At 60.5% G+C, this 23,548-nt stretch carries 29 protein-coding genes; 12 read left to right on the top strand and 17 right to left on the bottom strand.

Annotation, left to right across the window (positions count from 1 at the left end):
- Position 1: 1 nt before the first annotated feature.
- From yjgA to ACESMZ_RS04855, 11 genes are all read right to left on the bottom strand, one after another.
- Entirely contained in the window at positions 2–535 is a 534-nt protein-coding gene (gene yjgA / locus ACESMZ_RS04905) for a ribosome biogenesis factor YjgA (protein WP_372956013.1), read from the bottom strand.
- Positions 536–538: 3 nt separating this feature from the next.
- Positions 539–808 (bottom strand): HPr family phosphocarrier protein, encoded by a 270-nt coding sequence (locus tag ACESMZ_RS04900; protein ID WP_372956014.1) that lies wholly within the window; start codon positions 806–808, stop codon positions 539–541.
- On the bottom strand, positions 805–1,695 hold the full coding sequence (gene rapZ / locus ACESMZ_RS04895) for an RNase adapter RapZ (protein ID WP_372972289.1): 891 nt from the start codon (positions 1,693–1,695) through the stop codon (positions 805–807). Before rapZ ends, ACESMZ_RS04900 begins: the two co-directional genes overlap by 4 nt.
- A gap of 63 nt (positions 1,696–1,758) precedes the next feature.
- Positions 1,759–2,226, bottom strand: a complete 468-nt coding sequence (gene ptsN, locus ACESMZ_RS04890) for a PTS IIA-like nitrogen regulatory protein PtsN (protein ID WP_372956016.1) — start codon at positions 2,224–2,226, stop codon at positions 1,759–1,761.
- A gap of 93 nt (positions 2,227–2,319) precedes the next feature.
- A complete protein-coding gene (gene hpf / locus ACESMZ_RS04885; RefSeq protein WP_372956017.1) occupies positions 2,320–2,628 on the bottom strand; it encodes a ribosome hibernation promoting factor in 309 nt (102 codons plus the stop codon).
- Positions 2,629–2,657: 29 nt separating this feature from the next.
- Entirely contained in the window at positions 2,658–4,175 is a 1,518-nt protein-coding gene (locus ACESMZ_RS04880; protein WP_372956054.1) for an RNA polymerase factor sigma-54, read from the bottom strand.
- A 227-nt stretch (positions 4,176–4,402) separates the two neighbouring features.
- Entirely contained in the window at positions 4,403–5,128 is a 726-nt protein-coding gene (lptB, locus tag ACESMZ_RS04875; protein ID WP_372956018.1) for an LPS export ABC transporter ATP-binding protein, read from the bottom strand.
- 11 nt (positions 5,129–5,139) lie between these two features.
- A complete protein-coding gene (lptA, locus tag ACESMZ_RS04870) occupies positions 5,140–5,673 on the bottom strand; it encodes a lipopolysaccharide transport periplasmic protein LptA (RefSeq protein WP_372972288.1) in 534 nt (177 codons plus the stop codon).
- Positions 5,657–6,277 carry an LPS export ABC transporter periplasmic protein LptC gene (lptC, locus tag ACESMZ_RS04865; RefSeq protein WP_372972287.1) on the bottom strand — a complete coding sequence of 207 codons (621 nt, stop codon included), beginning with the start codon at positions 6,275–6,277 and terminating at the stop codon, positions 5,657–5,659. Before lptC ends, lptA begins: the two co-directional genes overlap by 17 nt.
- Entirely contained in the window at positions 6,274–6,813 is a 540-nt protein-coding gene (locus ACESMZ_RS04860) for a KdsC family phosphatase (protein WP_372956021.1), read from the bottom strand. Before ACESMZ_RS04860 ends, lptC begins: the two co-directional genes overlap by 4 nt.
- A 34-nt stretch (positions 6,814–6,847) precedes the next feature.
- Positions 6,848–7,816, bottom strand: a complete 969-nt coding sequence (locus ACESMZ_RS04855; protein WP_372956022.1) for a KpsF/GutQ family sugar-phosphate isomerase — start codon at positions 7,814–7,816, stop codon at positions 6,848–6,850.
- 214 nt (positions 7,817–8,030) lie between these two features.
- Here ACESMZ_RS04855 and ACESMZ_RS04850 point away from each other — a divergent pair, with 214 nt between their 5' ends.
- Genes ACESMZ_RS04850 through ACESMZ_RS04800 form a run of 11 tightly spaced genes read left to right on the top strand, consistent with a single transcriptional unit; the run spans position 8,031 to position 16,624 of the window.
- Complete coding sequence (locus ACESMZ_RS04850) at positions 8,031–8,855, top strand: ATP-binding cassette domain-containing protein (RefSeq protein ID WP_372956023.1); 825 nt, start codon at positions 8,031–8,033, stop codon at positions 8,853–8,855.
- A gap of 4 nt (positions 8,856–8,859) precedes the next feature.
- A complete protein-coding gene (gene mlaE, locus ACESMZ_RS04845; RefSeq protein WP_372956055.1) occupies positions 8,860–9,642 on the top strand; it encodes a lipid asymmetry maintenance ABC transporter permease subunit MlaE in 783 nt (260 codons plus the stop codon).
- Positions 9,642–10,100, top strand: a complete 459-nt coding sequence (gene mlaD, locus ACESMZ_RS04840) for an outer membrane lipid asymmetry maintenance protein MlaD (RefSeq protein WP_372956024.1) — start codon at positions 9,642–9,644, stop codon at positions 10,098–10,100. The genes mlaE and mlaD overlap by 1 nt, the downstream gene beginning before the upstream one ends.
- A 28-nt stretch (positions 10,101–10,128) precedes the next feature.
- Positions 10,129–10,824, top strand: coding sequence for a phospholipid-binding protein MlaC (locus ACESMZ_RS04835; RefSeq protein WP_372956025.1), 696 nt, complete (start codon positions 10,129–10,131; stop codon positions 10,822–10,824).
- Entirely contained in the window at positions 10,821–11,126 is a 306-nt protein-coding gene (locus ACESMZ_RS04830; RefSeq protein WP_372956026.1) for a lipid asymmetry maintenance protein MlaB, read from the top strand. The genes ACESMZ_RS04835 and ACESMZ_RS04830 overlap by 4 nt, the downstream gene beginning before the upstream one ends.
- Before the next feature lie 50 nt (positions 11,127–11,176).
- Entirely contained in the window at positions 11,177–11,419 is a 243-nt protein-coding gene (locus ACESMZ_RS04825) for a BolA family protein (protein ID WP_372956027.1), read from the top strand.
- 28 nt (positions 11,420–11,447) lie between these two features.
- Positions 11,448–12,710, top strand: coding sequence for a UDP-N-acetylglucosamine 1-carboxyvinyltransferase (gene murA, locus ACESMZ_RS04820; RefSeq protein WP_372956028.1), 1,263 nt, complete (start codon positions 11,448–11,450; stop codon positions 12,708–12,710).
- A gap of 38 nt (positions 12,711–12,748) precedes the next feature.
- On the top strand, positions 12,749–13,402 hold the full coding sequence (hisG, locus tag ACESMZ_RS04815) for an ATP phosphoribosyltransferase (RefSeq protein ID WP_372956029.1): 654 nt from the start codon (positions 12,749–12,751) through the stop codon (positions 13,400–13,402).
- Positions 13,403–13,446: 44 nt separating this feature from the next.
- Positions 13,447–14,760, top strand: coding sequence for a histidinol dehydrogenase (gene hisD, locus ACESMZ_RS04810; protein ID WP_372972286.1), 1,314 nt, complete (start codon positions 13,447–13,449; stop codon positions 14,758–14,760).
- A 9-nt stretch (positions 14,761–14,769) separates the two neighbouring features.
- Positions 14,770–15,828 carry a histidinol-phosphate transaminase gene (hisC, locus tag ACESMZ_RS04805; protein ID WP_372972285.1) on the top strand — a complete coding sequence of 353 codons (1,059 nt, stop codon included), beginning with the start codon at positions 14,770–14,772 and terminating at the stop codon, positions 15,826–15,828.
- A 52-nt stretch (positions 15,829–15,880) separates the two neighbouring features.
- Positions 15,881–16,624 (top strand): Nif3-like dinuclear metal center hexameric protein, encoded by a 744-nt coding sequence (locus tag ACESMZ_RS04800; protein WP_372972284.1) that lies wholly within the window; start codon positions 15,881–15,883, stop codon positions 16,622–16,624.
- 102 nt (positions 16,625–16,726) lie between these two features.
- Here the strand turns inward: ACESMZ_RS04800 and ACESMZ_RS04795 are convergent, their stop codons facing one another.
- The gene (locus tag ACESMZ_RS04795; protein ID WP_372956033.1) at positions 16,727–17,173 is read right to left on the bottom strand and encodes a YhcB family protein; all 447 of its coding nucleotides are present in this window, start codon (positions 17,171–17,173) and stop codon (positions 16,727–16,729) included.
- Positions 17,174–17,358: 185 nt separating this feature from the next.
- On the opposite strand from ACESMZ_RS04795, the gene zapE reads away from it, so the two are divergent.
- On the top strand, positions 17,359–18,456 hold the full coding sequence (gene zapE / locus ACESMZ_RS04790) for a cell division protein ZapE (protein WP_372972283.1): 1,098 nt from the start codon (positions 17,359–17,361) through the stop codon (positions 18,454–18,456).
- A gap of 31 nt (positions 18,457–18,487) precedes the next feature.
- On the opposite strand, the gene ACESMZ_RS04785 is transcribed toward zapE, so the two are convergent.
- The 5 genes from ACESMZ_RS04785 to tsaA form a co-directional block, all read right to left on the bottom strand.
- Positions 18,488–19,411, bottom strand: a complete 924-nt coding sequence (locus tag ACESMZ_RS04785) for a glucosaminidase domain-containing protein (protein WP_372972282.1) — start codon at positions 19,409–19,411, stop codon at positions 18,488–18,490.
- Between the two features lie 74 nt (positions 19,412–19,485).
- On the bottom strand, positions 19,486–20,055 hold the full coding sequence (locus tag ACESMZ_RS04780; RefSeq protein ID WP_372956036.1) for a YfaZ family outer membrane protein: 570 nt from the start codon (positions 20,053–20,055) through the stop codon (positions 19,486–19,488).
- Positions 20,056–20,172: 117 nt separating this feature from the next.
- Positions 20,173–20,376 carry a DNA gyrase inhibitor YacG gene (yacG, locus tag ACESMZ_RS04775; RefSeq protein ID WP_372972281.1) on the bottom strand — a complete coding sequence of 68 codons (204 nt, stop codon included), beginning with the start codon at positions 20,374–20,376 and terminating at the stop codon, positions 20,173–20,175.
- Positions 20,376–22,757 carry a response regulator gene (locus tag ACESMZ_RS04770; protein WP_372972280.1) on the bottom strand — a complete coding sequence of 794 codons (2,382 nt, stop codon included), beginning with the start codon at positions 22,755–22,757 and terminating at the stop codon, positions 20,376–20,378. Before ACESMZ_RS04770 ends, yacG begins: the two co-directional genes overlap by 1 nt.
- Before the next feature lie 39 nt (positions 22,758–22,796).
- The gene (gene tsaA / locus ACESMZ_RS04765) at positions 22,797–23,531 is read right to left on the bottom strand and encodes a tRNA (N6-threonylcarbamoyladenosine(37)-N6)-methyltransferase TrmO (protein WP_372972279.1); all 735 of its coding nucleotides are present in this window, start codon (positions 23,529–23,531) and stop codon (positions 22,797–22,799) included.
- Positions 23,532–23,548: the final 17 nt, after the last annotated feature.

Below are 23,548 nucleotides of genomic sequence, written 5' to 3'. Positions count from 1 at the left end.
CTCAGGCGGACTGTTCGGATTCGTCGATGCATTCCCGGAGGTAGCGGAACAACTTCTTCGCCTGACCGGTATTCCTGCCCGCCTTGACGTCCTTCTGGGCGTTCCGCAAAAGGTTACGCAGGTGCTGCACATCGGTGGCAGGACACTGTTCCACAAAGCCTGCCACAGCCGGGTTGCCTTCCTCGATCAACCGGTCCCGCCAGCGTTCGGCCAGGTGGTGGCGCCGGGTGTGCTCCTCACTGCCCGCATCGAAGGCTTCCACCGCCCGACGCAGGGCGTCCGGATCTTCCTCGTTGCGAATCACCTTGCCTACGTACTGCAAGTGCCGGCGGCGAGCCTCGTGCTGGCGAATACGCCGGGATTCCACGATGGCCGCCTTCAGGGTTTCGCTCATGGGCAACCCAGCGAGCTGGTCGTCGCTCAGGTCCATCATGCGTTTGCCCAGATCCTGAAGGGCGTGCATCTCGCGCTTGAGCTGGGATTTGCTTTTGACGAATTCGTCGTCCGGTGCCCGGGGTGTATCCTGTTTGCTCACGGCTTATTCGCCCTCGCCAAAATAGTCATTGATCAGTGCCTCCAGGGCAGCAATCGCCTGTTGCTCGTCCGGCCCCTCGGCCACCAGTTCTACTTCCGTTCCCTGGCTCGCCGCCAGCATCATCACCGGCATGATGCTCTTGGCGTCCACCTGGCGGTCACCCCTGACCAGCGCCACCCGGCTCTCGTACCTGGAGGCAGTTTCGACGAGCTTCGCGGCGGCGCGGGCGTGCAGGCCCAGCTTGTTGATGATCGTGACAGGCTGGCGAATCATGGGTTACCACGGTGTTGCGGGTTCAGGTGGGGCAGCTCCGTGTGCCGGGTCTGAACCTGGTTGTAGGACTTGCTGAAATAACCGGACAGCTGCTCGCAGACATAAACCGAACGGTGCTGGCCTCCGGTGCAGCCAATGGAAATGGTCATATAGCTGCGGTTGCTGTTGCTGAACTGGGGTAGCCAGGTTTCCAGGAACCGGATCAGGTCATCGATCATCCGGTTGGTCATGGGGTCTGATCCAAGGAAGTCGATCACCGGCTGGTCCACGCCGGTGTAACGGCGCAGCTGAGGGTCCCAGTAGGGGTTCGGCAGGCAGCGAACGTCCAGTACGTAATCGGAGTCCACCGGTACACCATGCTTGAAGCCGAACGACTGGAACAGAAGGGCCAGGTCCTGTTCGCTGCGACCGATAATGCGCTGTTTGACGGTGTCACGCAGTTCATACATGGACAACTCGGTGGTATCCAGGTAGAGGTCGGCCAACTGGGCGATAGGTTCCAGCAGTTTCTTTTCGTAGCGGATGGCCTCGGTCAGCGAGGTCTGGTCGTCACTGAGGGGGTGCTTGCGCCGGGTGGCGTGGAAACGTTGCAGCAGTGACTGCTCGGTGGCATCCAGGTAGATAATCTCGGTGACGATGCCGGCTTCCATCAGACGCTGATGAATCGCTTCGAAGTTGGCGATTTCATTGGAAAGGTTGCGGGCATCGATACTGACCGCGATATTCTCCAGGCGGCTGCCGGAGGTTCCGGCCATTGCCTCGGTGGTCAGCGGAAACAGCAGACCAATGGGCAGGTTATCGATACAGTAGAAGCCCAGGTCTTCAAGCACATGCAGGGCGGTACTCTTGCCGGAACCGGAGCGACCGCTAACGATGATCAGCTTCATGGGACTGGCCCTCTGGTAGCTTTGCCGATGCCAGCCGAGGCATCGTGCGACATCCGGACCGGATCAGTGATTTCCGGTCATCTTCTGGTAAAGCCCGTCGGAGCTGGTGCAGGCCCGCAGTGCGTCACAGAAACTACGGTCGTTGAACTGTTCCGCCAGCTGGCTTAGCAGTTCGAGGTGTTCCGAGGTGGCCTCCCGCGGCACAATCAGGGTAAACAGCAGGTCCACCGGCTGGTTGTCGATGGCGTCAAAGGCCACACCCTCTTCCAGGGTTACCAGTGCGCCCACCACCCGGGTACAACCGTCCAGGCGACAGTGGGGGATGGCGATACCCTGGCCTATGCCGGTGCTGCCGAGGCGCTCCCGGGCAATCAGGTTATTGAAGATCTGGGTTTCATCCAGTTCCGGGTACTGGCCGGCGACCTTTTCGGAAATGAATTCCAGGATACGCTTCTTGCTGGTGCCGTTGACCCGGCAAAGGGTCAGCTCCGGTGCCAGGATATTGTTGATGGTCAAGGTCGAATCGGTCATGGATTCTCATCGGTCCCGATAAAAAAATGCTGCGGAACGAGACCGTACCGCAGCGCTATGATTCAGATTATACCCGTTCCGGTGTCACAATGGTTAGCGGGCTGTCGCTCCGTGGGCCCGGTCAACGTTCTTTTCCTTGTGTTTGAGGATCTGCCGGTCAAGCTTGTCCACCAGGGCATCAATCGCAGCGTACATGTCGTCATTCTCGGCCTTGGCATGAATTTCACCACCGACGACATGCAGGGTGGCCTCTGCAATCTGACGTACCTTTTCCACTTCCAGAGTGACCTGGCAGTTACTGATGTGATCAAAGTGGCGCTCGAGCTTCTGGAATTTTTCGTTGATGTAATCCTTCAGGGAGGGAGTCAGTTCAACGTGATGACCGGAAATGTTCAGTTGCATGGGCTTCTCCTGTTTGTCAGACCCTTTGTTCAGACCAGTCGTTTCCGCTCATTGGAGGGCGGAATGTGCATGGCTTCACGATACTTTGCTACCGTGCGCCTGGCCACCTTTATGCCCTGCTCTCCCAGCATGGTGGCAATCTTGCTGTCACTGAGCGGCTTTTTCGGGGTTTCTGCCGCGATCAGTTTGCGGATCATGGCACGAATGGCCGTTGAGGAACATTCGCCGCCTTCCTCCGTGCTGACATGACTCGAGAAGAAATATTTCAGCTCGAAGATGCCGCGGGGGGTGTGCATGTACTTCTGTGTTGTCACCCTGGAAATGGTCGATTCGTGCATTTCCACGGCCTGGGCGATATCCGACAGAATCAGCGGTTTCATCGCCTCTTCACCATGGTCCAGAAAACCCTGCTGATGTTCAACAATTCGTGTCGCTACTTTCAGCAGGGTTTCGTTGCGGCTCTGCAGGCTCTTGATAAACCACTTGGCTTCCTGCAGCTGGTCGCGCAGGTAGGTGTTATCGGCGCTGCTGTCCGCCCGGCGTATAAGCGAAGCATAGCTCGCATTCACGCGAATGCGCGGTGCAATTTCCGGGTTCAGCTCCACCCGCCAGCGGCCGTTATCCTTGCGCACGATCACATCCGGAATTACATAATCCGGCTCGGACCGGTCCAGGGCGTTACCTGGGTGCGGGTTCAGGGACGTGATGACTGCCAGTACGTCCCGTAACTGGTCCTCTTTCAGGCGGCTGCGGCGCAGAAGCTGGGCGTAGTCCCGGTTGCCCAGCAGGTTGATGTAGTGAGTGATGACCAGTCGCGCCTTGTCCAGCCAGGGGGTGTCCGGGGGCAGCTGGTCCAGCTGGATTAGAAGGCATTCCTGCAAATCGCGGGCGAACACACCGGGCGGATCAAAGTGCTGCAGGCGACGCAGTACAGCCGCTACCTCATCCAGCTCCACCGGGTCCTCGTCGGTGTCGTCCTCCAGCCCGGAGTGAATGTCCTCCGGGGTGGTTGTCAGGTAGCCCCGTTCGTCCACGGCATCCAGCAGGGCGTGGGCAATGGCGCTGTCACGCTCGCTCATGGGAGTCAGGTTGAGCTGCCATTCCAGGTGGTCCCGCAGGGTTTCAGTGGCGGGGTTACGGCTGTCGAAGTCCATGTCATTGTCGTCATCACCGCGGGATGCGGGGGCAGGGGCGGACTGGTAGATATCATCCCAGGCCGTGTCTACCGGCAGGTCATCGGGAATGGTGTCGGCACTGTTGTTCTCTGACGACCAGTCGGACTCTTCCCAGCTGTTGTCTGCTGTATTGTCGCCCTCTGAAGCAGTGACCGACTCGTTGTTACGCTCGTCCCGTTCCTTGTCGCGATCGGCATCGGTGCTCTCCTGGTCATCCTCTTCCGAGGTTTCCAGCATGGGGTTGGAATCCAGCGCCTGCTGGATTTCCTGTTGCAGGTCCAGGGTGGAAAGCTGGAGCAGACGGATTGCCTGTTGCAGTTGCGGGGTCATCGTCAGACTCTGACCCATCTTTAACTGTAAGGAGGCTTTCATCACCATGAGTTCACATCCATCACCCTTCTGACATCATCAATAACACCTGTGTACTTCAAACTGCCTGATCCAGCTCAACAAACTGCCTGAATCAGGAAAAATATCAGTGTTACCGGATACTTGGAAATAACAAGCAAGTTCTTTGCCGAGTGTACCCCCTTGCTGTCGCGAACACAATTGCCGCGACGGGACCCACTCGGCAGATTCCCCTACGCGCCAGCCTGGGGTCAGAGGCGGAACTCCTCTCCGAGGTAGACTTCCTTCACCTGCTGGTTGGCGAGTACTTCCTCTGCAGAGCCTGAGGCAATGATATGCCCGCTGCTGACAATGTAGGCCTTCTCGCAGATATCGAGGGTTTCCCGCACGTTGTGGTCGGTAATCAACACGCCAATCCCCTTGTCGCGCAGATGGCGGATAATCTGTTTGATATCGCTCACAGAGATCGGATCCACGCCGGCAAAGGGTTCGTCCAACAGGATAAAGGCCGGCTCCATGGCCAGGGCGCGGGCTATTTCCACCCGCCGGCGCTCCCCGCCGGAGAGGGCCATGCCGGCGCTGTCACGGATATGGGTTATGTGGAATTCCTGGAGCAGTTCTTCCATTTTCTCTTCCCGCTGGCGCCGGTTCAGGTCCTTGCGGGTTTCCAGGATCGCCATGAGGTTGTCGCTGACGGAGAGCTTGCGGAAGACCGAGGCTTCCTGGGGCAGGTAGCCGATACCCTGGCGCGCACGGCCATGCATGGGTAGCGGCGTGATGTCCTTGCCGTCGATGCTGATATGGCCGTGATCCGCCGGCACCAGACCGACGATCATATAGAAACAGGTGGTCTTGCCAGCCCCGTTGGGGCCGAGCAGTCCGACGATCTGTCCGCTCTCGATGCTGAGGGACACGTCAATAACGACCTTTTTCTGCTTGTAGCTCTTGGCGAGGTGGTTCGCCTGTAACAATGCCATAGAGTGCGCCGTCAGTTACCGCTGGATGAACTGTTGCCCCGGGGCTGGATGACCATCTCGACCCTGCCGGAGCCTTCGCCGCCGTCGTCCTGGCCCTCGCCGGTCACGATACGGTTGGTGGTATCGTAGGTGATGACGGCGCCTCTGAACTCGTCCTGGCCCTGCTGAACCACGGCCTTTCGCTCGAAGCGCAGCAGGTTCTCGCCGGCGGAGTAGTGAATCTCGAGGGCTTCGGCGTGGACAGCACCCTCGTTGGCGGTGGCCGGGCGATCATAGGTGGCGGGCTGACCGGTGGCATGGATGCGATCCAGGCCCTCGGCACCTCTGTAGACATCTACCCGGTCAGCGGTGAGCAGCACTTCGCCCTGGCGAACGTCCACATTGCCCCGGTAGATGGCTGTGCCGCGATTGTCGTCCAGCCGGGCCGAATCCGCTGTGATCCGGATGGGCTCGTCCGAGTTCATATCGAAGGCTGCAGCCGGTAGTGCGGGTGCCAGCGCCACCAGCAACAGCAGGCAACGTAACGGGTTACTGACGGGTTTCATAGGTTCCCTCAACGGAGTTCTCCAGTTCCAGCACCCGATCGTCAAGCCAGCCGGTGAGGCCGCGGGCATGGGTAACCTGCCCGGGTGATGTCAGGGTAACCGGGCGATCGGTGGTGGCCGTTCGGGAGGCATTATCAATGCGAAGGTATTCGGTAAGCAAGACGGCGTCACCCCCTTCCCCCCGTCTTATCACCTCCACGTCACCTTCGAGGTCCATGATTTCGGCCGCCATGTCGTACAGGCCGCTATTGGCGTTAATCAGCCAGCGCAGGCCCGCGTCGTGATCGTACAGGGTGCCGTCCGGGGCTTCCAGCAAGGCTTCTTTGCGGTCGTCAAACTGCTCGGTACGGGGGCTGGTGAGGACGATCTCGGGTTGTCCTGAGCGGTCGAAGGACCGGAATACGCCCTGGTTCACGAAGGTGTCCGGTTCGGTCTCGCCTCGCAGGGCGATGGCGTCGGTATCCACGGAACGAGGGTCGTCACTCTGCCAGATAAGATAGCCAAGCACCAGGGCGGCAATGGCGAGCCCGGGGTTACGGATCCTGGGCCGGGCCAGAAGGTCCAAGGCCCTGACCAGCAGATTGCGGTCGTCCTGATCACTCATCCAGAGGCTCCCAGCCAGCGCTCCAGCTCTTCATCCAGTGTGCCCCGGGCAGACAGCAGGAGGTCGGTCAGTTCACGGACCGCGCCGGAACCGCCGGCTGCCTGCGTGCAATAATCCGCGTGCCGGCGAACGAACCAGTGGCCGTTGGGCACTGTCACGCCCAGACCTGCATAGCGGATCGCGGCCAGGTCCGGCAGGTCATCCCCCATGTAGGCGATGTGACCGGGCGACAGCTGGCGCCGGTCGGCGATCTCGCGCAGTGCGGTCACCTTGTCTTCCCTCCCTTGAAGAAGGGTTCCGACGCCCAGGCTGCTCATGCGACGTTCGGTCAGGGGGGAGTTGCGGCCGGTAATCACCGCGACTTCGATACCGGCGGCCATGGCCTGCTTCATGCCCAGGCCGTCGAGGATATTGAATGCCTTGAGCTCGTCGCCACTGGCAGAGAACAGCAACGAACCATCGGTCATGATGCCGTCTACATCCAGGGCCAGCAGGGCAATGCCGGCCGCTTTTTCCAGAATGTCCTGCGGCCACATCGGGGCCGAATGCGGGTTAACAGCCGGGGGCATCTCAGATCACCCCCGCCCGCAGCAGGTCGTGCATATTGATGGCGCCGACCAGCTCCTCGTCACGGTTCAGAACCGGCAGGGCGTTGATTTTCAGTTCTTCCATGATGTGCAGGGCTTCGGCAGCGAGCTGGTCTTCATGGATGACACGGCCGTGACGGGTCATGACGTCCCGGATCAGGGTCTTCTGGATATCGATGGAGCGGTCCAGGGTACGGCGCAGGTCGCCATCAGTGAAGATGCCCACCAGCCGACCGTCCTCGTTGACAACGGTGGTCATCCCCAGTCCCTTGAGGGAGATTTCCAGCAAGGCCCCGGCCAGCGGCGTAGTCTCGCGGACCCTGGGGATACGGTCATCCGTATGCATGATATCCGACACCCGCAGCAACAGGCGTCGACCGAGGGCGCCACCGGGATGGGAGAAAGCAAAGTCTTCGGCGCTGAAGCCCCGCGCCTCCAGCAGTGCTACTGCCAGGGCATCGCCCATCACCAGGGTGGCAGTGGTGCTGGAAGTGGGGGCCAGCCCCAGCGGGCAAGCCTCCTTGGCCACGCTGACGTCGAGATTCGCCACGGCTTCCCGGGCCAGGGTGGAGTCCCGGTTTCCGGTCATGCTGATCAGCGGTGCGCCCATGCGTTTGAGCAGCGGCAGGATGGTCAGCACCTCGCCGGTGTTACCGGAGTTGGAAATGGCCAGCACCACATCCTGGCTGGTGATCATGCCCAGGTCGCCGTGGCTGGCTTCCCCGGGATGCACGAAGAACGAGGGGGTACCGGTACTGGCCAGGGTCGCGGCGATCTTGTTGCCGATGTGACCGGACTTGCCCATGCCGGTAACCACAACCCGGCCCTTGCAGGCCATGATGACCTCGCAGGCGCGGATGAAGTCGTCGTCGATTCGGCCGGAAAGGGCTTCGACCGCCTGGCGTTCGATATCGATGGCGTTGAGTGCGGCGGTAACAAACGGTTTGTTCATGGATCTCCTGGTCAGACGCAGGGGTGCAGGGGAAACCTGCCCTGTAAAAGCCTAAAGTATGGGCGGAAGTATATCATCAACCGGTGCTGCGGGGCTGCCGTTGCCCGCTACGCTGGCCTGACCGGTCCAGTATTCACAAAGTTTAACGCCCGTAGTCATTGAGCTGCCCGGCCAGTTGGCATACTGTAACGCCAAATTTCCGGTGGTTACGGTCATGGCGGACAGTTCCTGCATCCTTCTGGACGACGTTGTTTTCACCCGGGGCAGTCGCCGCATCTTCGATGGGGTCTCCCTGGCCATTCCCCGTGGCCGGATCACCGCCATCATGGGCCCCAGCGGCACTGGCAAGACCACGTTGCTCAAGCTGATCGGGGGCCAGCTGCGCCCGGACAGCGGCAGTATCCGCGTCAACGGGCTTGATGTGCCCTCACTGAAGCGCAAGGCGCTTTATCGGCTGCGCGAGGGCATGGGCATGCTGTTTCAGAGCGGCGCCCTGTTCACCGATCTGAGCGTCTTCGAGAATGTGGCTTTCCCTCTTCGGGTGCACACCCGCCTGCCGGAGGACATGATTCGCGACATCGTACTGATGAAACTGGAAGCCGTGGGTTTGCGAGGCGCCCGGAACCTGATGCCTGCTGAGCTGTCGGGGGGCATGACGCGCAGGGTGGCCCTGGCCAGGAGTATTGCCCTGGACCCTGAGCTGATTCTGTATGATGAGCCCTTCGCCGGGCAGGACCCCATTGCCATGGGGGTCCTGGTCAAGCTGATCCGTGAGCTGAACGCTACCATGGGCCTGACCAGTGTGCTTGTATCCCATGATGTGCCGGAGTCTCTCAGTATCGCCGACTATGCCTGTATCGTTTCCGACGGCAGGGTAATCGGGGAGGGGACACCGGATGAGCTGAGAAACCACGCCTCGCCCAAGGTCCAGCAGTTCCTCCATGGCAGCCCGGACGGGCCGGTACCCTTCCACTACCCGGCGCCGGATGCTCAGGCAGACTGGGGTGGCACCCCTGCGGGAGGTTCCGGTCGTGGCTAGTTCACTGGTGGATCGGGTGGCGCGCCTGGGGCGTCGTGGCCTGGATACCCTGGCTTCCCTGGGCCGGGCCGGCGTTTTCCTGTGGGGATCGCTGGCCGGCGTGCCGCGCCCCTCAGTGGGTGGGCGTTTGCTGGTGCAGCAGATCTACAGGATCGGCGTGCTGTCCCTGGCCATCGTCATTGTGTCCGGGCTGTTTATTGGCATGGTGCTGGCGCTCCAGGGTTACACCATTCTCAGCGATTTCGGTTCGGAGAGCGCCATCGGCCAGATGATCGCTCTAACGCTCCTGCGGGAGCTGGGGCCGGTGGTCACCGCCTTGCTGTTCGCAGGCCGGGCCGGATCGGCGCTGACGGCGGAGATCGGCTTGATGAAGGCAACGGAACAGCTGTCCAGTATGGAAATGATGGGGGTCGATCCCCTGCGCAGGGTTATGGCGCCCCGGTTGTGGGCCGGATTCATTTCCATGCCGCTGCTGGCGCTGATTTTTTCAGTGGTGGGTATCTGGGGCGGTATGCTGGTTGGTGTGGAATGGCTGGGTGTGTTCGAGGGCTCCTACTGGGGCAACATGCAGGCGTCTGTCGCGTTCGCGGATGATGTCGTCAATGGCATTATCAAGAGTCTGGTATTCGGTGTTGCCTGTACGTGGATTGCGGTTTACCAGGGTTACGACTGTGTGCCCACATCCGAGGGTATCAGCGCCGCCACCACCAGAACGGTTGTGTTTTCATCCTTGACGGTGCTGGGTCTCGACTTCGTCCTGACCGCCGTCATGTTCGGGAGTTTCTGATGGCTCAGAAAACGACAGAAGTTATTGTTGGCCTGTTTATCCTGGCGGGTGGTGCTGCGCTGTTGTTTTTGGCACTGCAGGTCAGCGGGCTGACCTTCAAGCCGGCCGGGGATACCTACACGGTTCACGCCTATTTCAACGATGCCGGAGGGCTGGGGCCCAGGGGGCGGGTTTCCATGGCCGGTGTCCAGGTGGGGCAGATCCGTGAAGTGACCCTCGACCAGGACACATTCCAGGCAAGGGTGGTGATGGACATCTCTGCAGCCATCGACTCGATCCCTGCCGACAGCTCAGCGATCATACGTACATCCGGCTTGCTGGGGGAGCAGTATATTGATATATCGCCAGGCGCTGAAATGGAATCCCTGGCAGACGGGGATACCTTCTACGAAACCCAGTCGGCGCTCAACATTGAGCGCATGATCAGCAATTTCGCCTCCGGTCAGGGTGGCGACTAAGTCAGGAACGCAATAACAGGAGAAACCCATGACCGCGGTTCGTCACACAACTCGCCTCACACCCTTTTCCCTGGCGCTGTTTGCCATGGCCCTGGTGTCTGCTTTGCTGGTTCGTCCGGCTGTCGCCAATAACCAGGACCTGGCCAGTTACGTGGATGAGAACACCCAGAAGCTGGTGGAACGACTCAACGAAGAAAAGGATCTGTACGAACAGGATCCGGAGTCCTTTTACGGCGAGATGGAGCAGGCACTTACCGGCTTTGTGGATTTCCGCCGAATCGCCGCCCGGGTGATGGGGCGCTATGCCCGTCAGACCACGCCCGAACAGCGGGATGAGTTTGTAACACGCTTCAAGCGCAGCCTGTTTGACAGCTATGCCCAGGCCCTTGTCAACAATTCTGACGGCTTCGAAATCCAGGTGGAGCAGGCCGAGATCAATCCCCGCAATGAAGATCGCGCCTCGGTAAATCTGCTGGTGACCACCGAATCCGGTGATCGTTACCAGGTGACCTACTCCATGTACCGCAAGGACAGTGGCAGCGACTGGCTGATGGAAAACGTGATAGTCGAAGGGGTCAATATTGGCCTCGCATTCCGCGACCGTTTTGCCCAGGAAATGGAAGCCCGTCGTGGTGATGTGGAGGCTGTCATCGACAACTGGGGTGATGCCGTGGCTTCTCTCAACCTGGACGAGGAAATGGACCAGGGCGCAAATGATCAATGACTGCCAGTGTCCGTGTAGCCGGTGAGCGCCTCGAGCTTGCCGGCCAGGTGACCGCGGACAACGTGGTTGATCTGCGGCGGCAGGGTGAAGACTGGCTTTCGAGGCAGCCAGGGCAGGTTGCTGTTACCATTGACCTTACATCCGTGTCCACTGCCAGCAGTCTGTTGCTGTCGCTATTGCTGTGTTGGCGCCGGGCCGCGGAGGGTAGATCCCAGTCTCTCACCTATGAGGGCGCCTCCCCCGACCTGCTTGAGCTCTCCCGCCTGAACGGTGTTGCCAGCTGGCTGACCGGCTCCCCATAATCCGGTACAATTCCGCTTTCGTTTCGTACAACTTTGAGGTTAAACCGCGTATGCAAGCCCAGGACGTTGCCGAACGGGTCCGCCAGGAGCTGCCCGACTGTGAAATTCAGGTACAGAACGATGGTAACCACTACCTGGTGGTGGCTGTCGGTGACCGCTTCGAAGGCATGTCTCCTGTGAAAAAGCAGCAGCTGATTTACGGGACCCTGCGAGAGCAGCTGGATGACGGCACTATCCATGCGCTGACCATTCGCGCATTCACCCCGGCCCAGTGGGCGGCCCGTCAGCAGTAACGCCGGCGCACGACAACAGGAATCCGATGTGGACAAATTACTGATCCGGGGTCGCAAGCCGCTCAACGGTGAGATCCGTATTTCCGGTGCCAAGAACTCGGCATTGCCGATACTTGCAGCCACCCTGCTGGCGGACGAGCCGGTAACCGTAGGCAATCTGCCTCACCTGAACGACATCACCACCATGATCGAGCTGCTGGGCCGCATGGGGATCGAGGTGATGATCGACGAAAAGATGAGCGTGCAGGTGAACGCCAGCACCCTTAAGGAAACCGTCGCCCCCTACGAGCTGGTGAAAACCATGCGGGCGTCCATTCTGGTGCTGGGACCACTGGTGGCACATTTCGGCTCTGCCGAAGTATCCCTGCCCGGTGGTTGTGCCATCGGCAGCCGCCCGGTCAACCTGCACATCCATGGCCTTGAGCAGATGGGGGCCGAGGTACGGGTGGAGAACGGCTACATCCACGCGAAGTCCAACGGTCGCCTGAAGGGCGCCCATATCTTCCTGGATACGGTGACCGTGACCGGTACCGAGAATCTGATGATGGCGGCGGCCCTGGCGGATGGCGTCACTATTCTGGAGAACGCAGCCCGTGAACCCGAGGTGGTGGACCTGGCCGAGTGCCTGATCGCCATGGGTGCCGACATCCGTGGCTACGGTACCGCCACCATCGAGATCCATGGGGTGGAACGGCTCCATGGCTGCCATTACGACGTGCTGCCGGACCGGGTGGAAACCGGAACTTACCTGGTGGCGGCCGCTGCCACCGGTGGTCGGGTGCGGCTGAAAGATACCCGGGAAGACCTGTTGGAAGCGGTATTGCTCAAGCTCGAGGAAGCCGGTGCCCATATCAGTACCGGCAAGGACTGGATTGAGCTGGATATGAAAGGCAACCGGCCGAAGGCTGTTTCGCTGCGAACGGCGCCTTATCCGGCTTTCCCCACCGATATGCAGGCCCAGTTTGCCGCCATGAATACCGTGGCGGAAGGCACGGGTACCATTGTCGAAACGGTGTTCGAGAACCGCTTCATGCACATCCAGGAGCTGAGCCGGATGGGCGCCGATATTACCCTCGAGGGTAACGCGGCCATCATCAAGGGCGTGCCGCACCTGACCGGTGCCCCGGTTATGGCGACAGATCTGCGTGCCTCGGCCAGCCTGGTGATTGCCGGCCTGGTGGCGGACGGCGATACCATCGTGGATCGCATCTACCATATCGACCGGGGCTATGAGTGCATTGAAGAGAAGCTCCAGTTGCTGGGCGCGAGCATCCGCCGCATGCCAGGTTGAGGCGGATGGCCAAGACATTCGAACCGGACGGATCACCGATGACCGAAACATCGATTACCATTGCGCTCTCGAAGGGGCGCATCCTCGACGAGACCATTCCGTTGCTGCGGGAAGCCGGAATTGAGTTCGTGGACGATATCAGCAAATCCCGCAAGCTTGTGTTTCCGTCAACGGACCCAAACGTACGCTTGTTGATTATCCGTGCGACTGACGTTCCTACCTACGTGCAATACGGTGGTGCCGACCTGGGCGTAACCGGAAAGGACGTGCTGATGGAGCACGGGGGAGAGGGGCTCTACGAGCCGCTAGACCTGAATATTTCCCGCTGCCGGCTGATGACGGCCGGGGTCAAGGGGCAGCCCGCGCCCCAGGGGCGCTTGCGGGTGGCCACCAAGTTCGTGAACCTGGCCCGCCGTTACTACGCGGCCCAGGGGCGCCAGGCGGATATCATCAAGCTCTATGGGGCGATGGAGTTGGCGCCGATTCTGGGACTGGCCGATGAAATCGTGGATATTGTGGATACCGGTAACACGCTCAAGGCCAACGGGCTGGAGGCGCGGGACCTGATCGAGAATATCAGCACACGGCTGGTGGCTAACCGGGCATCCATGAAGATGAAGCATGCCCTGTTGCAGCCGATTATCGACAAGATGGGGCAGGCTGTTGAGGCCCGTCGGGCTGTTGAGGCCTGACGTTCTCGTTTACTGACACTTTGTGTTTCTCCCAGGTGACTGTTATGACCGACATTTCGATGACCCGATTGTCTGCTTCCGATGCAGGTTTTGATGATGCGCTGTCCCGCCTGCTGGCGTGGGATGACAGCGTCGACCATCAGGTGAATGAGTCGGTCCGTCATATTCTCGCCGAGGTGAAACTGCGGGGCGACCAGGCGGTGCTGGAGTTTACCGCGAAGTTTGATCAGCTCGAGGTGGCGTCCATGGCCGAGCTGGAGATGTCCATCACTCGCATGGAGCAGGCCCTGGAACGTATTCCGGCGGAGCAGAGGGAAGCCCTGGAGGCTGCGGCTGCCCGGATCCGGGATTACCACCAGCGCCAGAAGCAGGATTCCTGGCAGTATGAGGATGCGGACGGCACGGTGCTGGGGCAGAAGGTGACGCCGCTGGACCGGGTTGGCATCTATGTGCCCGGCGGCAAGGCGGCCTATCCCTCTTCGGTGTTGATGAACGCCATTCCCGCCAAGGTGGCCGGGGTGTCCGAAGTGATTATGGTGGTGCCCACGCCGGCAGGTGTGGTCAACGATATGGTGTTGGCGGCTGCGGTCATTGCCGGCGTGGACCGGGTGTTTACCCTGGGTGGGGCGCAGGCTGTCGGTGCACTGGCTTATGGCACCGAGACAGTACCGGCCGTTGACAAGATTGTGGGGCCGGGAAATATCTTTGTCGCGACCGCCAAGCGCGAGGTATTTGGTACCGTGGGAATCGACATGATTGCCGGTCCGTCCGAGATTCTGGTGATCTGCGATGGCAACACCGACCCGGACTGGATTGCCATGGACCTGTTCTCACAGGCTGAGCACGACGAACAGGCCCAGTCGATCCTGGTCAGTCCCGACGGGGCCTTCCTGGATGCGGTGGAAGCGAGTATCCGCAAGCTGGTACCCACCATGGAACGGGCGGATATCGTTGCCCGGTCGTTGTCGGATCGCGGCGCTCTTATCCAGGTGAAAGACCTGGATGAGGCGGCGAAGGTTTCCAACCGGATTGCGCCGGAGCACCTGGAATTGTCTGTTGAAGACCCCGGGGCGCTGGTTGACAAGATCCGCCATGCCGGAGCCATCTTTATGGGGCGCTATACCGCTGAAGCTCTCGGGGATTACTGTGCCGGCCCGAACCACGTGTTGCCGACCTCCGGCACAGCGCGGTTCTCATCGCCGCTGGGGGTCTATGACTTCCAGAAGCGGTCGTCCCTGATCGGGTTTTCCGCCGCTGGCGCGGACCGTATGGGACGGGTGGCTTCGGTTCTGGCAAGGGGTGAGGGCCTTACCGCCCACGCCCGCTCCGCAGAATACCGCATCAAGAGCGACAGCTGAGGAGCGCCCATGAGCAAGTTCTGGAGCCCGCTGGTCAGCCAGCTCAAACCCTATGTGCCTGGCGAGCAGCCGAAGATGCAACGGCTGGTCAAGCTGAACACCAACGAGAACCCCTACGGCCCGTCACCCAGGGTACTGGAAGCGATCCGGGCGCAGTTGGATGAGCGCCTGCGTCTGTATCCCGACCCGGAGAGCGAGCAGTTGCGTTCGGTGATTGCCGGCTACCACGGGGTATCCCCCGAGCAGGTGTTTGTGGGCAATGGCTCCGATGAGGTGCTGGCCCATATTTTCCAGGCCCTGCTGAAACAGGACCGGCCGATTCTCTTCCCGGACATTACCTACAGTTTTTACCCGGTCTATTGCGGATTGTACGGCGTCGAAAGCCGGTTGGTGCCGTTGACGGAAGATTTCGGGATTGACCCCCGCGATTACCAGGTGCCCAATGGCGGTATAATTTTCCCCAACCCCAACGCCCCCACCGGTCGGGCCCTGCCACTGGCAGACATCGAACGGGTCGTGTCGGGCAATCCCGACAGTGTGGTCGTCGTTGATGAAGCCTATGTGGACTTCGGGGCCGAGTCAGCCATTACGTTGGTGAACCGGTACCCCAACCTGCTGGTGAGCCAGACATTGTCCAAGGCCCGTTCGCTGGCTGGTTTGCGGATTGGCCTGGCCATTGGCCACCGGGATCTGATAGAAGCCCTTAACCGGGTGAAAAACAGTTTCAACTCCTATCCCCTGGACCGCCTGGCGCAAGCGGGCGCCATTGCTGCGTTTGAAGACGAGGCCTGGTTCAACGAAACCCGGCAACGGGTCATGGATGAGCGGGAGCGCGTGACGACAGCCATGAAACCCATGGGCTTCGAGGTACTGCCTTCGTCCGCCAACTTCATCTTTGCCCGGCACGGTACCCTGTCGGGCGCTGAACTGGCACTCCGTCTGCGGGAGCGGGGCATTATCGTCCGCCATTTCGACAAGCCACGCATCGACAATTTTCTGCGGATCACCATCGGCACGGTCGATCAGAACGACGAGCTGTTGCAGGCCCTCGAATCCCTGGTGGGCTGATCGGCCGGCAGGTGTTTGTTGGCCATTCACAGGTGACGGACAGGAGGATCTCATGGCCGCGCGAAGCGACATCCTGAAAACCCTCGAAAACTGGCTGACGCCGGAGAATTTCCAGGATTACTGCCCCAACGGGCTACAGGTGGAGGGCAGGGATCGGGTGCACCGGATCATCACCGGGGTCACCGCCTCCCAGGCCCTGATTGATGAGGCAGTTGAGGCCGGTGCCGATATGATACTGGTACATCACGGCTACTTCTGGAAAGGGGAGGCCCAGCCAGTCACCGGCATGAAGAAAACCCGTATCAAGACGCTGCTGACCCACGATATCAGCCTGGTGGCCTATCATCTGCCGCTGGATGACCACCCGGACTATGGCAATAACCGACAGCTGGCGGAAGTGCTGGGCATTGCCAATCCCAGACCGTTGTCGGGACTGCTTTGGGAGGGCGAGCTGGCAGAGGCCATGTCACCTGACCGGTTTGCCGGTTACCTCGCCGAGCGCCTGGGTCGCCAGCCACTGCATGTGGGCGCGGGTCCTGACACGATCCGTCGTGTGGCCTGGTGCACTGGCGCGGCCCAGGGTTTCCTGCCGGTGGCCGTTGAGGCGGGCGTTGATGTCTACATCAGTGGGGAGGCCTCGGAGCCAACCACCCATACGGCGCGGGAGTGCGGTATCCATTATTTCGGCGCTGGCCATCATGCGACCGAACGCTATGGTGTGCAGGCACTGGGAGAGGCGCTGGCCAGGGAGTTCGGAGTCGAGCACCGTTTTATCGATTGCGACAATCCGGTGTAGGCCGGGGCAGGGGCCGACAGCCAAGGGCAGTGGTCTTTCGTTAGTACAAGGCCACCGCTAGCGATGCCCCGTCCCGGCCAGCCCGGACGGGGCGTCACGGTATCAGGCTTTGGCTTTTTCTTCGTCGGTGAGGCCGTACCCCTCCGCGAGGGTGCCTTTTTCTTCCGGGTCTTTTTTCGGGGCGTAGTCCCGCGGCGGCTCGGCCATGTCTCCCGATTCTGAACTGTTACCTGTGAGGCGGGCACGGCGCTTTTCCTGCTCCAGTTCTTCCAGCCATTCATCATCGTTGGCCAGTCGGTTGGCGCCACGTGCCATGTGGTGGTTTACGTCGCGGAAGGCATCGTTGAAGCGTCGGAGCAGGTGGGCCGACTCCATGAAGTGTTCGTTTACCTGGGCCTGATAGCGGGTGTACTCGTTACGCAGTTCCTCTATCTGTTGCTCGGCACGGCGCTGGCGCAGGGTGGAACCCTGGTTGGAACGGCCAATCAGAAGGCCAACGATCAGTCCTACGGCGAGAGCGGCAACGGCGGCCAGAATCAGGTTAGTCATAGAGTGCTCGTCCTGTTGGAAGTCCTTATAAAAAGAAGTATACCCGTTTAGCCCCGGGCCTGCCCATGGGCTGGAAGTCTTAATGGGGCTGGCCCCCGTAAAATGGCGACAACTCCGTAAATCTGCGACAATATCGCGCCGATTTTTTCATCCCGACACCTGATCCTGAAAGGGGAAGGCCCTGAATGACACCCTGGGAACGATACCAGCAAGACCTTGAGCGACCGGATTTCGAAAGAGACCCGGCACAGGAAGATGCCGTAAGACGGCTGCAGTCTCTGTACGAGCGTCTGGTGCAGGCGGAAAATGAGCGCGCGCGGCCATTGAAGAAGTTCACCCTGAAAGTGCGAAAGAAGCGCGAGGAGCCGGTCAAGGGGCTCTACTTCTGGGGTGGCGTGGGGCGTGGCAAGACCTACCTGATGGATACCTTCTACGAGTCGCTGCCTTTCGAGCGAAAGATGCGGGTGCATTTTCACCGGTTCATGCAGCGGGTTCATAACGAACTCAAGCAGCTGAAGGGGGAAAAGAATCCCCTTGAGAAGGTGGCGTCCCGGTTTGCCGAAGAGGCCCGGGTGATCTGCTTTGACGAGTTTTTTGTTTCTGACATTGGTGATGCCATGATCCTGGCCACCCTGATGGATGGTCTGTTCGGTCGGGGTGTGACCCTGGTCTGCACCTCCAATATCCAGCCTGACGGACTTTACCGCGATGGCCTGCAACGGGCCCGCTTCCTGCCTGCCATTGATCTGGTGAAGAAGTACACGGATGTGGTCAACGTGGACGGCGGCGTGGATTACCGTTTGCGGACCCTGGAACAGGCGGAGCTCTATCACTCACCCCTGGATGAACAGGCGGACATCAGCCTGAAAAGGAGCTTTGACGGCCTGGCAGTGGAAGCCGGCAGTCACTCCCTGAACCTGGAAGTGAATGGCCGCAAATTGCAGGCACGGGCCCATGCTGATGATGTGGTGTGGTTCGAGTTCCGGGAGCTCTGCGACGGGCCCCGCAGCCAGAACGATTACATTGAGTTGGCGCGGGAATTCCAGACCATTATTGTCTCGAATGTGCCTGTGCTGGGACGTGACAAGGACGACCAGGCTCGTCGTTTCATCAATATGATTGACGAGTTCTACGACCGCAATGTGAAGGTGATCATCTCGGCCGAGGCGCCGATCACCGAGCTCTATGCCGGGGGGCGCCTTGGATTCGAATTCGAGCGGACCGAGTCCCGCCTGCTGGAAATGCAGTCCCGGGAATACCTGGGGGCCCCTCACAAGGCCTGACATCACGGCGCCCCGGTGACGGGGCGCCTGCTCAATCCGCCGATGCCGTGTCCGGTTCCGGCTCATAGTCTGGCTGCAGTTGCGCCTCTGGTGCCCTGGCCAGCTCCAGTAACCCTTCGATGTTGTCCCGTTTGCCGATGGTGTCCCGGTACTTCTGGTCGTACCATGTCAGGTTGTTTTGACGGATCATGCCACGGATTTCCTGGATATACGCTTCTCCCCGTTCTGAATAGTGCCCCAGTCCAGCTGCCAGCTGCACTCCGGTAGGGTGTTTGCCCTGCTCGCGGGCGCTTGCCCGAAGGTCCCGCAGAGCCTTGTAACTGGGATGGCGATTGAGATTCTGGACATAGGCGCGGACCGAATGGTACGCCGAGCGAAAGCGGGCCACTTCGTGGCTGGCCCCCTCCGGGCGGTTGAGGGGAACCAGCCCGCAGCCGGGGGAAAAACACCACTGACCAAACAGGTTGTTGCCTTCTCGGGCAAACCGCGAGGTGCCCCAGGCCGATTCGTTGGCGGCCTGGGCCAGTACCAGCGACGGCGGCACGGTATCCAGCCGCCGGAGCAGCAACCGGAACATTTCGTCGCTGCCGTTATCTTCATCCACTCTCAGACGCTCCGCCTGGGCAGCAAGCCATTCCTTGTCACTGTCATCAAGGGACGCTTTGGCCTGCAGATGACGCAGGTGCTGTCGCTCCAGCAGGATACGACTGTTTACCAGTACAGTACGGCTGTACAGGTACGAAAAAAAGGCGGCCTTTTTCTCGGTCACGTCCTGGTACAGGTCGAAATTGGGCAGCGGGTCCAGAACCCAGTCCGGGAGGCCGGGCAGGGTGACCAGCTCGATATCATCGTCCGGCCCGGGCAATTCCAGGGGGGGAGGAGAGTAAAGTGTGCCCCAGAGCGCGGTCGCCAACAGGGGCACAAACAACATCAGACTTCTTAAACCTGCAGACATTCGAATCCTCGTAGCTGGTTCCGGTCCTCGGGAGTGTACCAGTGACTACGAAGACAATTCTGTTCAGGTTTGTATCAGAAGAAGATCTTGATGCCGGCGAGTACACCTTCATCCAGGTTGATATCGCCGTTGCTGTCATCCAGATCAGTGTTGATGTACCGGTAACCGGCAAATACATCCGCGTTGCGGATGACGCGATAGCTGGCTCGCAATTCCAGGTTGGTCAGGTCATCCGAGTCACCGAACGACAGGATGCTGGGGGCATAGTGAGCGCTGCCGGTAAATGACAGGCCGGGCACATCGGGAATGTTCACGGTAGCGAAACCGCCAATGCCAACTGCGCCTCCGTCCAGGTCGTCATCGTCGTCCCAGGCGACGCCACGGAAACCGATACCGGCCGTGGTGGGCAGGTTGCCGAGTGCCGTGCGGCCCTGGGCATGGAAGTCGCCATTGATCAGGTGACGGCTGCCTTCGTGATAGGTGTAGCCTGCGCCTGCCTGGATGTCCGAGCGGGAGTCGAAGAAGTTCATCTGGCCTTTGACGGATTCATTGGTCAGGCTGAAGTCCGCGTCCGCAGCAAGGGCCGGTGCAGCTGCCAGTGAAAGCATGACAGGCAGGGCAATGGCAGAAGTCCTGAACAGCATGATGGGATACCTCTGAAAGTTGGTTGGAGCATTTTTATCGGAATCTCGGTAACGCCCCAGCATACTACCGGCGCTGCCAGTGCTGCTCAACTTAAAGTCCGTTCAGCAATAAGGAGTTCAGTGTGGCTTGTCGGCATCCTGCTGGTGCAGTGACTCGAGCAGGTCGTCTTCTGAAACAGGCTGCTGGGAGGGGATACGGTAGTCCTCGCTGGCCCAGGCGCCCAGGTCAATGAGGCGGCAGCGGTCAGAGCAGAAAGGGCGGTGCGGGTTACTGTCACTCCATTCGACGGGTGTTTTGCAGGTGGGGCAATCTACATACATCAGGTTTCTCGCGCAGTTTCAGGTTGGTATTCCGTACAGTATTGTTCCAGAACTGCCCTCAGCATGTCGATGTTCACCGGCTTGGCAACGAACATATCCATGCCTGCCTGGCGGCTGCGTTCCTCGTCCTGTTCCATGGCACTGGCAGTCAGGGCAATTACGGGGGTGTGGCCGGCCCCGGTGCTGGCCTCCTGCTCCCGCAGTTGCCTGGTGGCTTCATAGCCGTCCATATGGGGCATTACACAGTCCATCAACAGGAGGTCAAATGTTCCGCTCTGCCAGGTCTGGAGGGCTTCCTGGCCGTCGGTCGCGGTGGTCACCCGGCACCCCAGTTTTTCCAGCAGCCGTTGGGTCAGGGCGCGGTTCACCGGGTTGTCCTCCGCCAGCAACACCCGCATCGGGCCACAGGGCAGCGGGGCCGGAACGGGCAGGGGCGCCATGGGTGCCTGCAGCGAGAAGCGGGTCAGGAATCGCCGCTGGCCCCGGTCCTTGTCCTCAAACAGCTGGTTGAGCATGGGGGCCAGGCGGGATTCCCGCAGGGCCTTGCTGAGGAAGGCGTCGGCACCGGCGTCACGGAAATGCTCGCCATCACCGCGCTGGGGGTTGGCGGACAGGATGAAAACCCGGGTTTCCCGCCAGGCCGGATTCTCCCGGATCTTGCGGCATAGCAGATCACTCTCCATATCCGGCACGAAACCGTCGAGGATTATGGCGTCGAAGGGGGTTCCTGCTTCTTCGGCAGTGACCAGGGCGGTGAGAACTTCGGCCCCTGACCGGACCGCCTCGATGTCCACCTCCAGCCGTGACAGCATTTCCAGCGTAATCTTGCGGGACAGGGCATAGGAATCCACCACCAGAATGTGCCGGTCGCGGACGTGCCCGAGACTGGTGCGGCTTCTGGGCTGGCCCTGGCGGGTTTCCGCCAGAGAGAGCTCTACCCAGAAGGTGGAGCCCTCACCGGGGGCGCTTTCCACGTCCAGGTGGCCGTCCATCAGGCTCACCAGCTGACGGCAGATGGTCAGTCCGAGGCCGGCGCCCGGAAGCTGGCGTCGGGCACGGGCGTCAAACTGTACGTAGGGCTCGAAGATCAGTGGCAGGTTGTCGGCACTGATGCCGGTGCCGGTATCTTCCACCGATAGGCGCAGCTGGGCACGGCTTCCCTTGCGGCCGAGAAGCTCGGCGCTGATCAGCACATGGCCGGAGTCGGTGTACAGGATAGCATTGGAGGTCAGGTTCAGCAGGATTTGCCGGATGCGGATGGGGTCACCCATTACCTGGCCTGGCAGGTTGTCATCCACCCTGAGTTCCAGCGCCAGGCCCTTCTCGCGGGCCCGTGGACCGAGCATGCTGACCAGGTCGTTGAGGGTTTCGCGCAGGTCAAACGGGATTTCATCCAGCTCCAGCTTGCCGGCCTCAATGCTGGAAATGTCCAGCAGGTCGTTGATGATAGCCGACAGCCCCTCGGCTGCATTGAGCAGCGTGCCCACATAGTCACGCTGTTCCTGATCGAGGCGGGTATCCTGGAGCAGGCTGGCATAGCCCAGCACCGACTGCAGGGGAATCCGCAACTCGTGGCTGAGGTTGGCCAGGAACAGGTTCTTGGCATGGTTGGCGCGAACAGCCTCGTCCCGTTCGTCCATGGATTGCCGGCTGGTCTGGCGCAGATCCCGGGTTTCCTCCAGCAGGCGTTCCCGCATCTGGTTCAGGGCCTGTTCCATCTCGCTGAGTTCGTCCGGGCGCGCCGGTGGTTTGCGCTGAAGGCGAAGTGGCTCGATCAGTGCGTCCAGGTTGAGCCGCGTGGTATAGGCGGCCATAGTCTCCAGATGGCGGGAGAGCATGAATCGAACGATCAGCAACAGGCCCAGAGTACCCAGCATGACCACGATGGACTGGAACAGCAGCAGGATGAGTGCACGGTCCCGTACTGCAGCCTGGACCTGGTCAGCGGAGGAGTTCAGGATCAGGCGGCCGAGGGCGGGTGTACCCATTATTTGGGAGCCAGTGATGCGCAAGGGATGTTCGTAGCTGATGATGTCCCCTTCCGGGTAGTCGCCGATGCTGAACTGCTGGCCGTTGGTAGTGGTGATCTCGGCGTGCTGGATAACCTCGAAGGCCAGAAGGTCGTTCAGGGTTTTTTCCACCTCGTTGAAGTTCATCAGCCATAGCTGCTGGCTGAGGTTACCTTCGATGATCTCGGCGGTTTTCTGCTGGAGGTTACGAATCTCGTCAACGCGGCGGCTGGTTTCACCGGCCAGCTGCAATCCGGTGGCCACCAGCGAGACCACCAGGCTGAAAAGCAATACATAGACCAGCAGGCGTGCGGCCAGCGGCCGGACACCGAGCGTTCGGGTCAGGGCAGCAATCACTCTGGATGCAGACAAGGCGCATGTTCCCTGTGATACAGAATTCCGTTGGGCAGTCTAACAGACTGTCAATATAACAACACCGACCGCGTCAAACCTGAATCGGACATTCAGGTCATATAGATGTGCTCCGTAAATCCGGTCTTCGTCCTGCCGGCCCCGGCGGAACGAGGGCCTGGGGTCGTAGCAGGTCACATCTTCGATCAACCCTTTCAGATCAGGGTAGCGCTCCACCGGAAGGGCAGCAAGTTGTGCCACGGCTTCGTCGGAGAAGTGGACCGGAAGGCGATCTGGCGCGGTTTCACCCGCCCAGCCAACGCGGGCATCGGGTATGGCATCGGCAAAGGGAAGATAGGGCTTGATGTCGAGGACAGGGGTGCCGTCAATCAGGTCGTGGTCGCGGATCCGTAGGATCAGCTCGCCGTCCCGCCGGGTCAGACCTTCGTTGCGAACCACTGACAGCCCCAGGCTGTTGGGACGAAAGGGCGAACGACTGGCGAAGACGCCGATCTTGCGGTTACCACCCAGCCTTGGCGGACGTACGACGGGGCGCCACTCTGCACGCACGGCCTCGTGAAACTGGAAGGTCAGCCAAAGGTGACTGCAGGTTTCCAGGCCACGAAAAGCGTCTTCCCGGTTGTAGGGCTGACAGATCACCAGTTCTGCCCAGGCGTGTCGGGTCAGGCCGGGCTGGCGGGGAACACCGAACTTGTCCCGGAAACAGGATCGGGTAATGGCGACCGGAGTCAGTGTGAGTGCCTCGTCGGCGGGTCGGGTGGGGTGGCGTGGCACGGTTGCTCCCGGGTTTG

It is taken from the genome of Marinobacter sp., assembly GCF_041690615.1.
Classification (GTDB): domain Bacteria; phylum Pseudomonadota; class Gammaproteobacteria; order Pseudomonadales; family Oleiphilaceae; genus Marinobacter.
This window is presented reverse-complemented; position numbering and strand designations above follow the sequence as displayed.

Excerpts from the sequence above, each read along its gene's own strand:
- lptA (WP_372972288.1), bottom strand. The coding sequence starts at position 5,673 with ATGAAACCCGTCAGTAACCCGTTACGTTGCCTGCTGTTGCTGGTGGCG.
- lptC (WP_372972287.1), bottom strand. The coding sequence starts at position 6,277 with ATGAGTGATCAGGACGACCGCAATCTGCTGGTCAGGGCCTTGGACCTT.
- ACESMZ_RS04880 (WP_372956054.1), bottom strand. The coding sequence starts at position 4,175 with ATGAAAGCCTCCTTACAGTTAAAGATGGGTCAGAGTCTGACGATGACC.
- hisG (WP_372956029.1), top strand. The coding sequence starts at position 12,749 with ATGACCGAAACATCGATTACCATTGCGCTCTCGAAGGGGCGCATCCTC.
- ptsN (WP_372956016.1), bottom strand. The coding sequence starts at position 2,226 with ATGACCGATTCGACCTTGACCATCAACAATATCCTGGCACCGGAGCTG.
- ACESMZ_RS04835 (WP_372956025.1), top strand. The coding sequence starts at position 10,129 with ATGACCGCGGTTCGTCACACAACTCGCCTCACACCCTTTTCCCTGGCG.
- ACESMZ_RS04855 (WP_372956022.1), bottom strand. The coding sequence starts at position 7,816 with ATGAACAAACCGTTTGTTACCGCCGCACTCAACGCCATCGATATCGAA.
- ACESMZ_RS04830 (WP_372956026.1), top strand. The coding sequence starts at position 10,821 with ATGACTGCCAGTGTCCGTGTAGCCGGTGAGCGCCTCGAGCTTGCCGGC.
- ACESMZ_RS04785 (WP_372972282.1), bottom strand. The coding sequence starts at position 19,411 with ATGTCTGCAGGTTTAAGAAGTCTGATGTTGTTTGTGCCCCTGTTGGCG.
- ACESMZ_RS04850 (WP_372956023.1), top strand. The coding sequence starts at position 8,031 with ATGGCGGACAGTTCCTGCATCCTTCTGGACGACGTTGTTTTCACCCGG.
- ACESMZ_RS04900 (WP_372956014.1), bottom strand. The coding sequence starts at position 808 with ATGATTCGCCAGCCTGTCACGATCATCAACAAGCTGGGCCTGCACGCC.
- rapZ (WP_372972289.1), bottom strand. The coding sequence starts at position 1,695 with ATGAAGCTGATCATCGTTAGCGGTCGCTCCGGTTCCGGCAAGAGTACC.
- hpf (WP_372956017.1), bottom strand. The coding sequence starts at position 2,628 with ATGCAACTGAACATTTCCGGTCATCACGTTGAACTGACTCCCTCCCTG.
- ACESMZ_RS04795 (WP_372956033.1), bottom strand. The coding sequence starts at position 17,173 with ATGACTAACCTGATTCTGGCCGCCGTTGCCGCTCTCGCCGTAGGACTG.
- hisD (WP_372972286.1), top strand. The coding sequence starts at position 13,447 with ATGACCGACATTTCGATGACCCGATTGTCTGCTTCCGATGCAGGTTTT.
- hisC (WP_372972285.1), top strand. The coding sequence starts at position 14,770 with ATGAGCAAGTTCTGGAGCCCGCTGGTCAGCCAGCTCAAACCCTATGTG.
- zapE (WP_372972283.1), top strand. The coding sequence starts at position 17,359 with ATGACACCCTGGGAACGATACCAGCAAGACCTTGAGCGACCGGATTTC.
- ACESMZ_RS04800 (WP_372972284.1), top strand. The coding sequence starts at position 15,881 with ATGGCCGCGCGAAGCGACATCCTGAAAACCCTCGAAAACTGGCTGACG.
- ACESMZ_RS04780 (WP_372956036.1), bottom strand. The coding sequence starts at position 20,055 with ATGCTGTTCAGGACTTCTGCCATTGCCCTGCCTGTCATGCTTTCACTG.
- ACESMZ_RS04825 (WP_372956027.1), top strand. The coding sequence starts at position 11,177 with ATGCAAGCCCAGGACGTTGCCGAACGGGTCCGCCAGGAGCTGCCCGAC.
- yacG (WP_372972281.1), bottom strand. The coding sequence starts at position 20,376 with ATGTATGTAGATTGCCCCACCTGCAAAACACCCGTCGAATGGAGTGAC.
- lptB (WP_372956018.1), bottom strand. The coding sequence starts at position 5,128 with ATGGCATTGTTACAGGCGAACCACCTCGCCAAGAGCTACAAGCAGAAA.
- ACESMZ_RS04860 (WP_372956021.1), bottom strand. The coding sequence starts at position 6,813 with ATGTGGCCGCAGGACATTCTGGAAAAAGCGGCCGGCATTGCCCTGCTG.
- mlaD (WP_372956024.1), top strand. The coding sequence starts at position 9,642 with ATGGCTCAGAAAACGACAGAAGTTATTGTTGGCCTGTTTATCCTGGCG.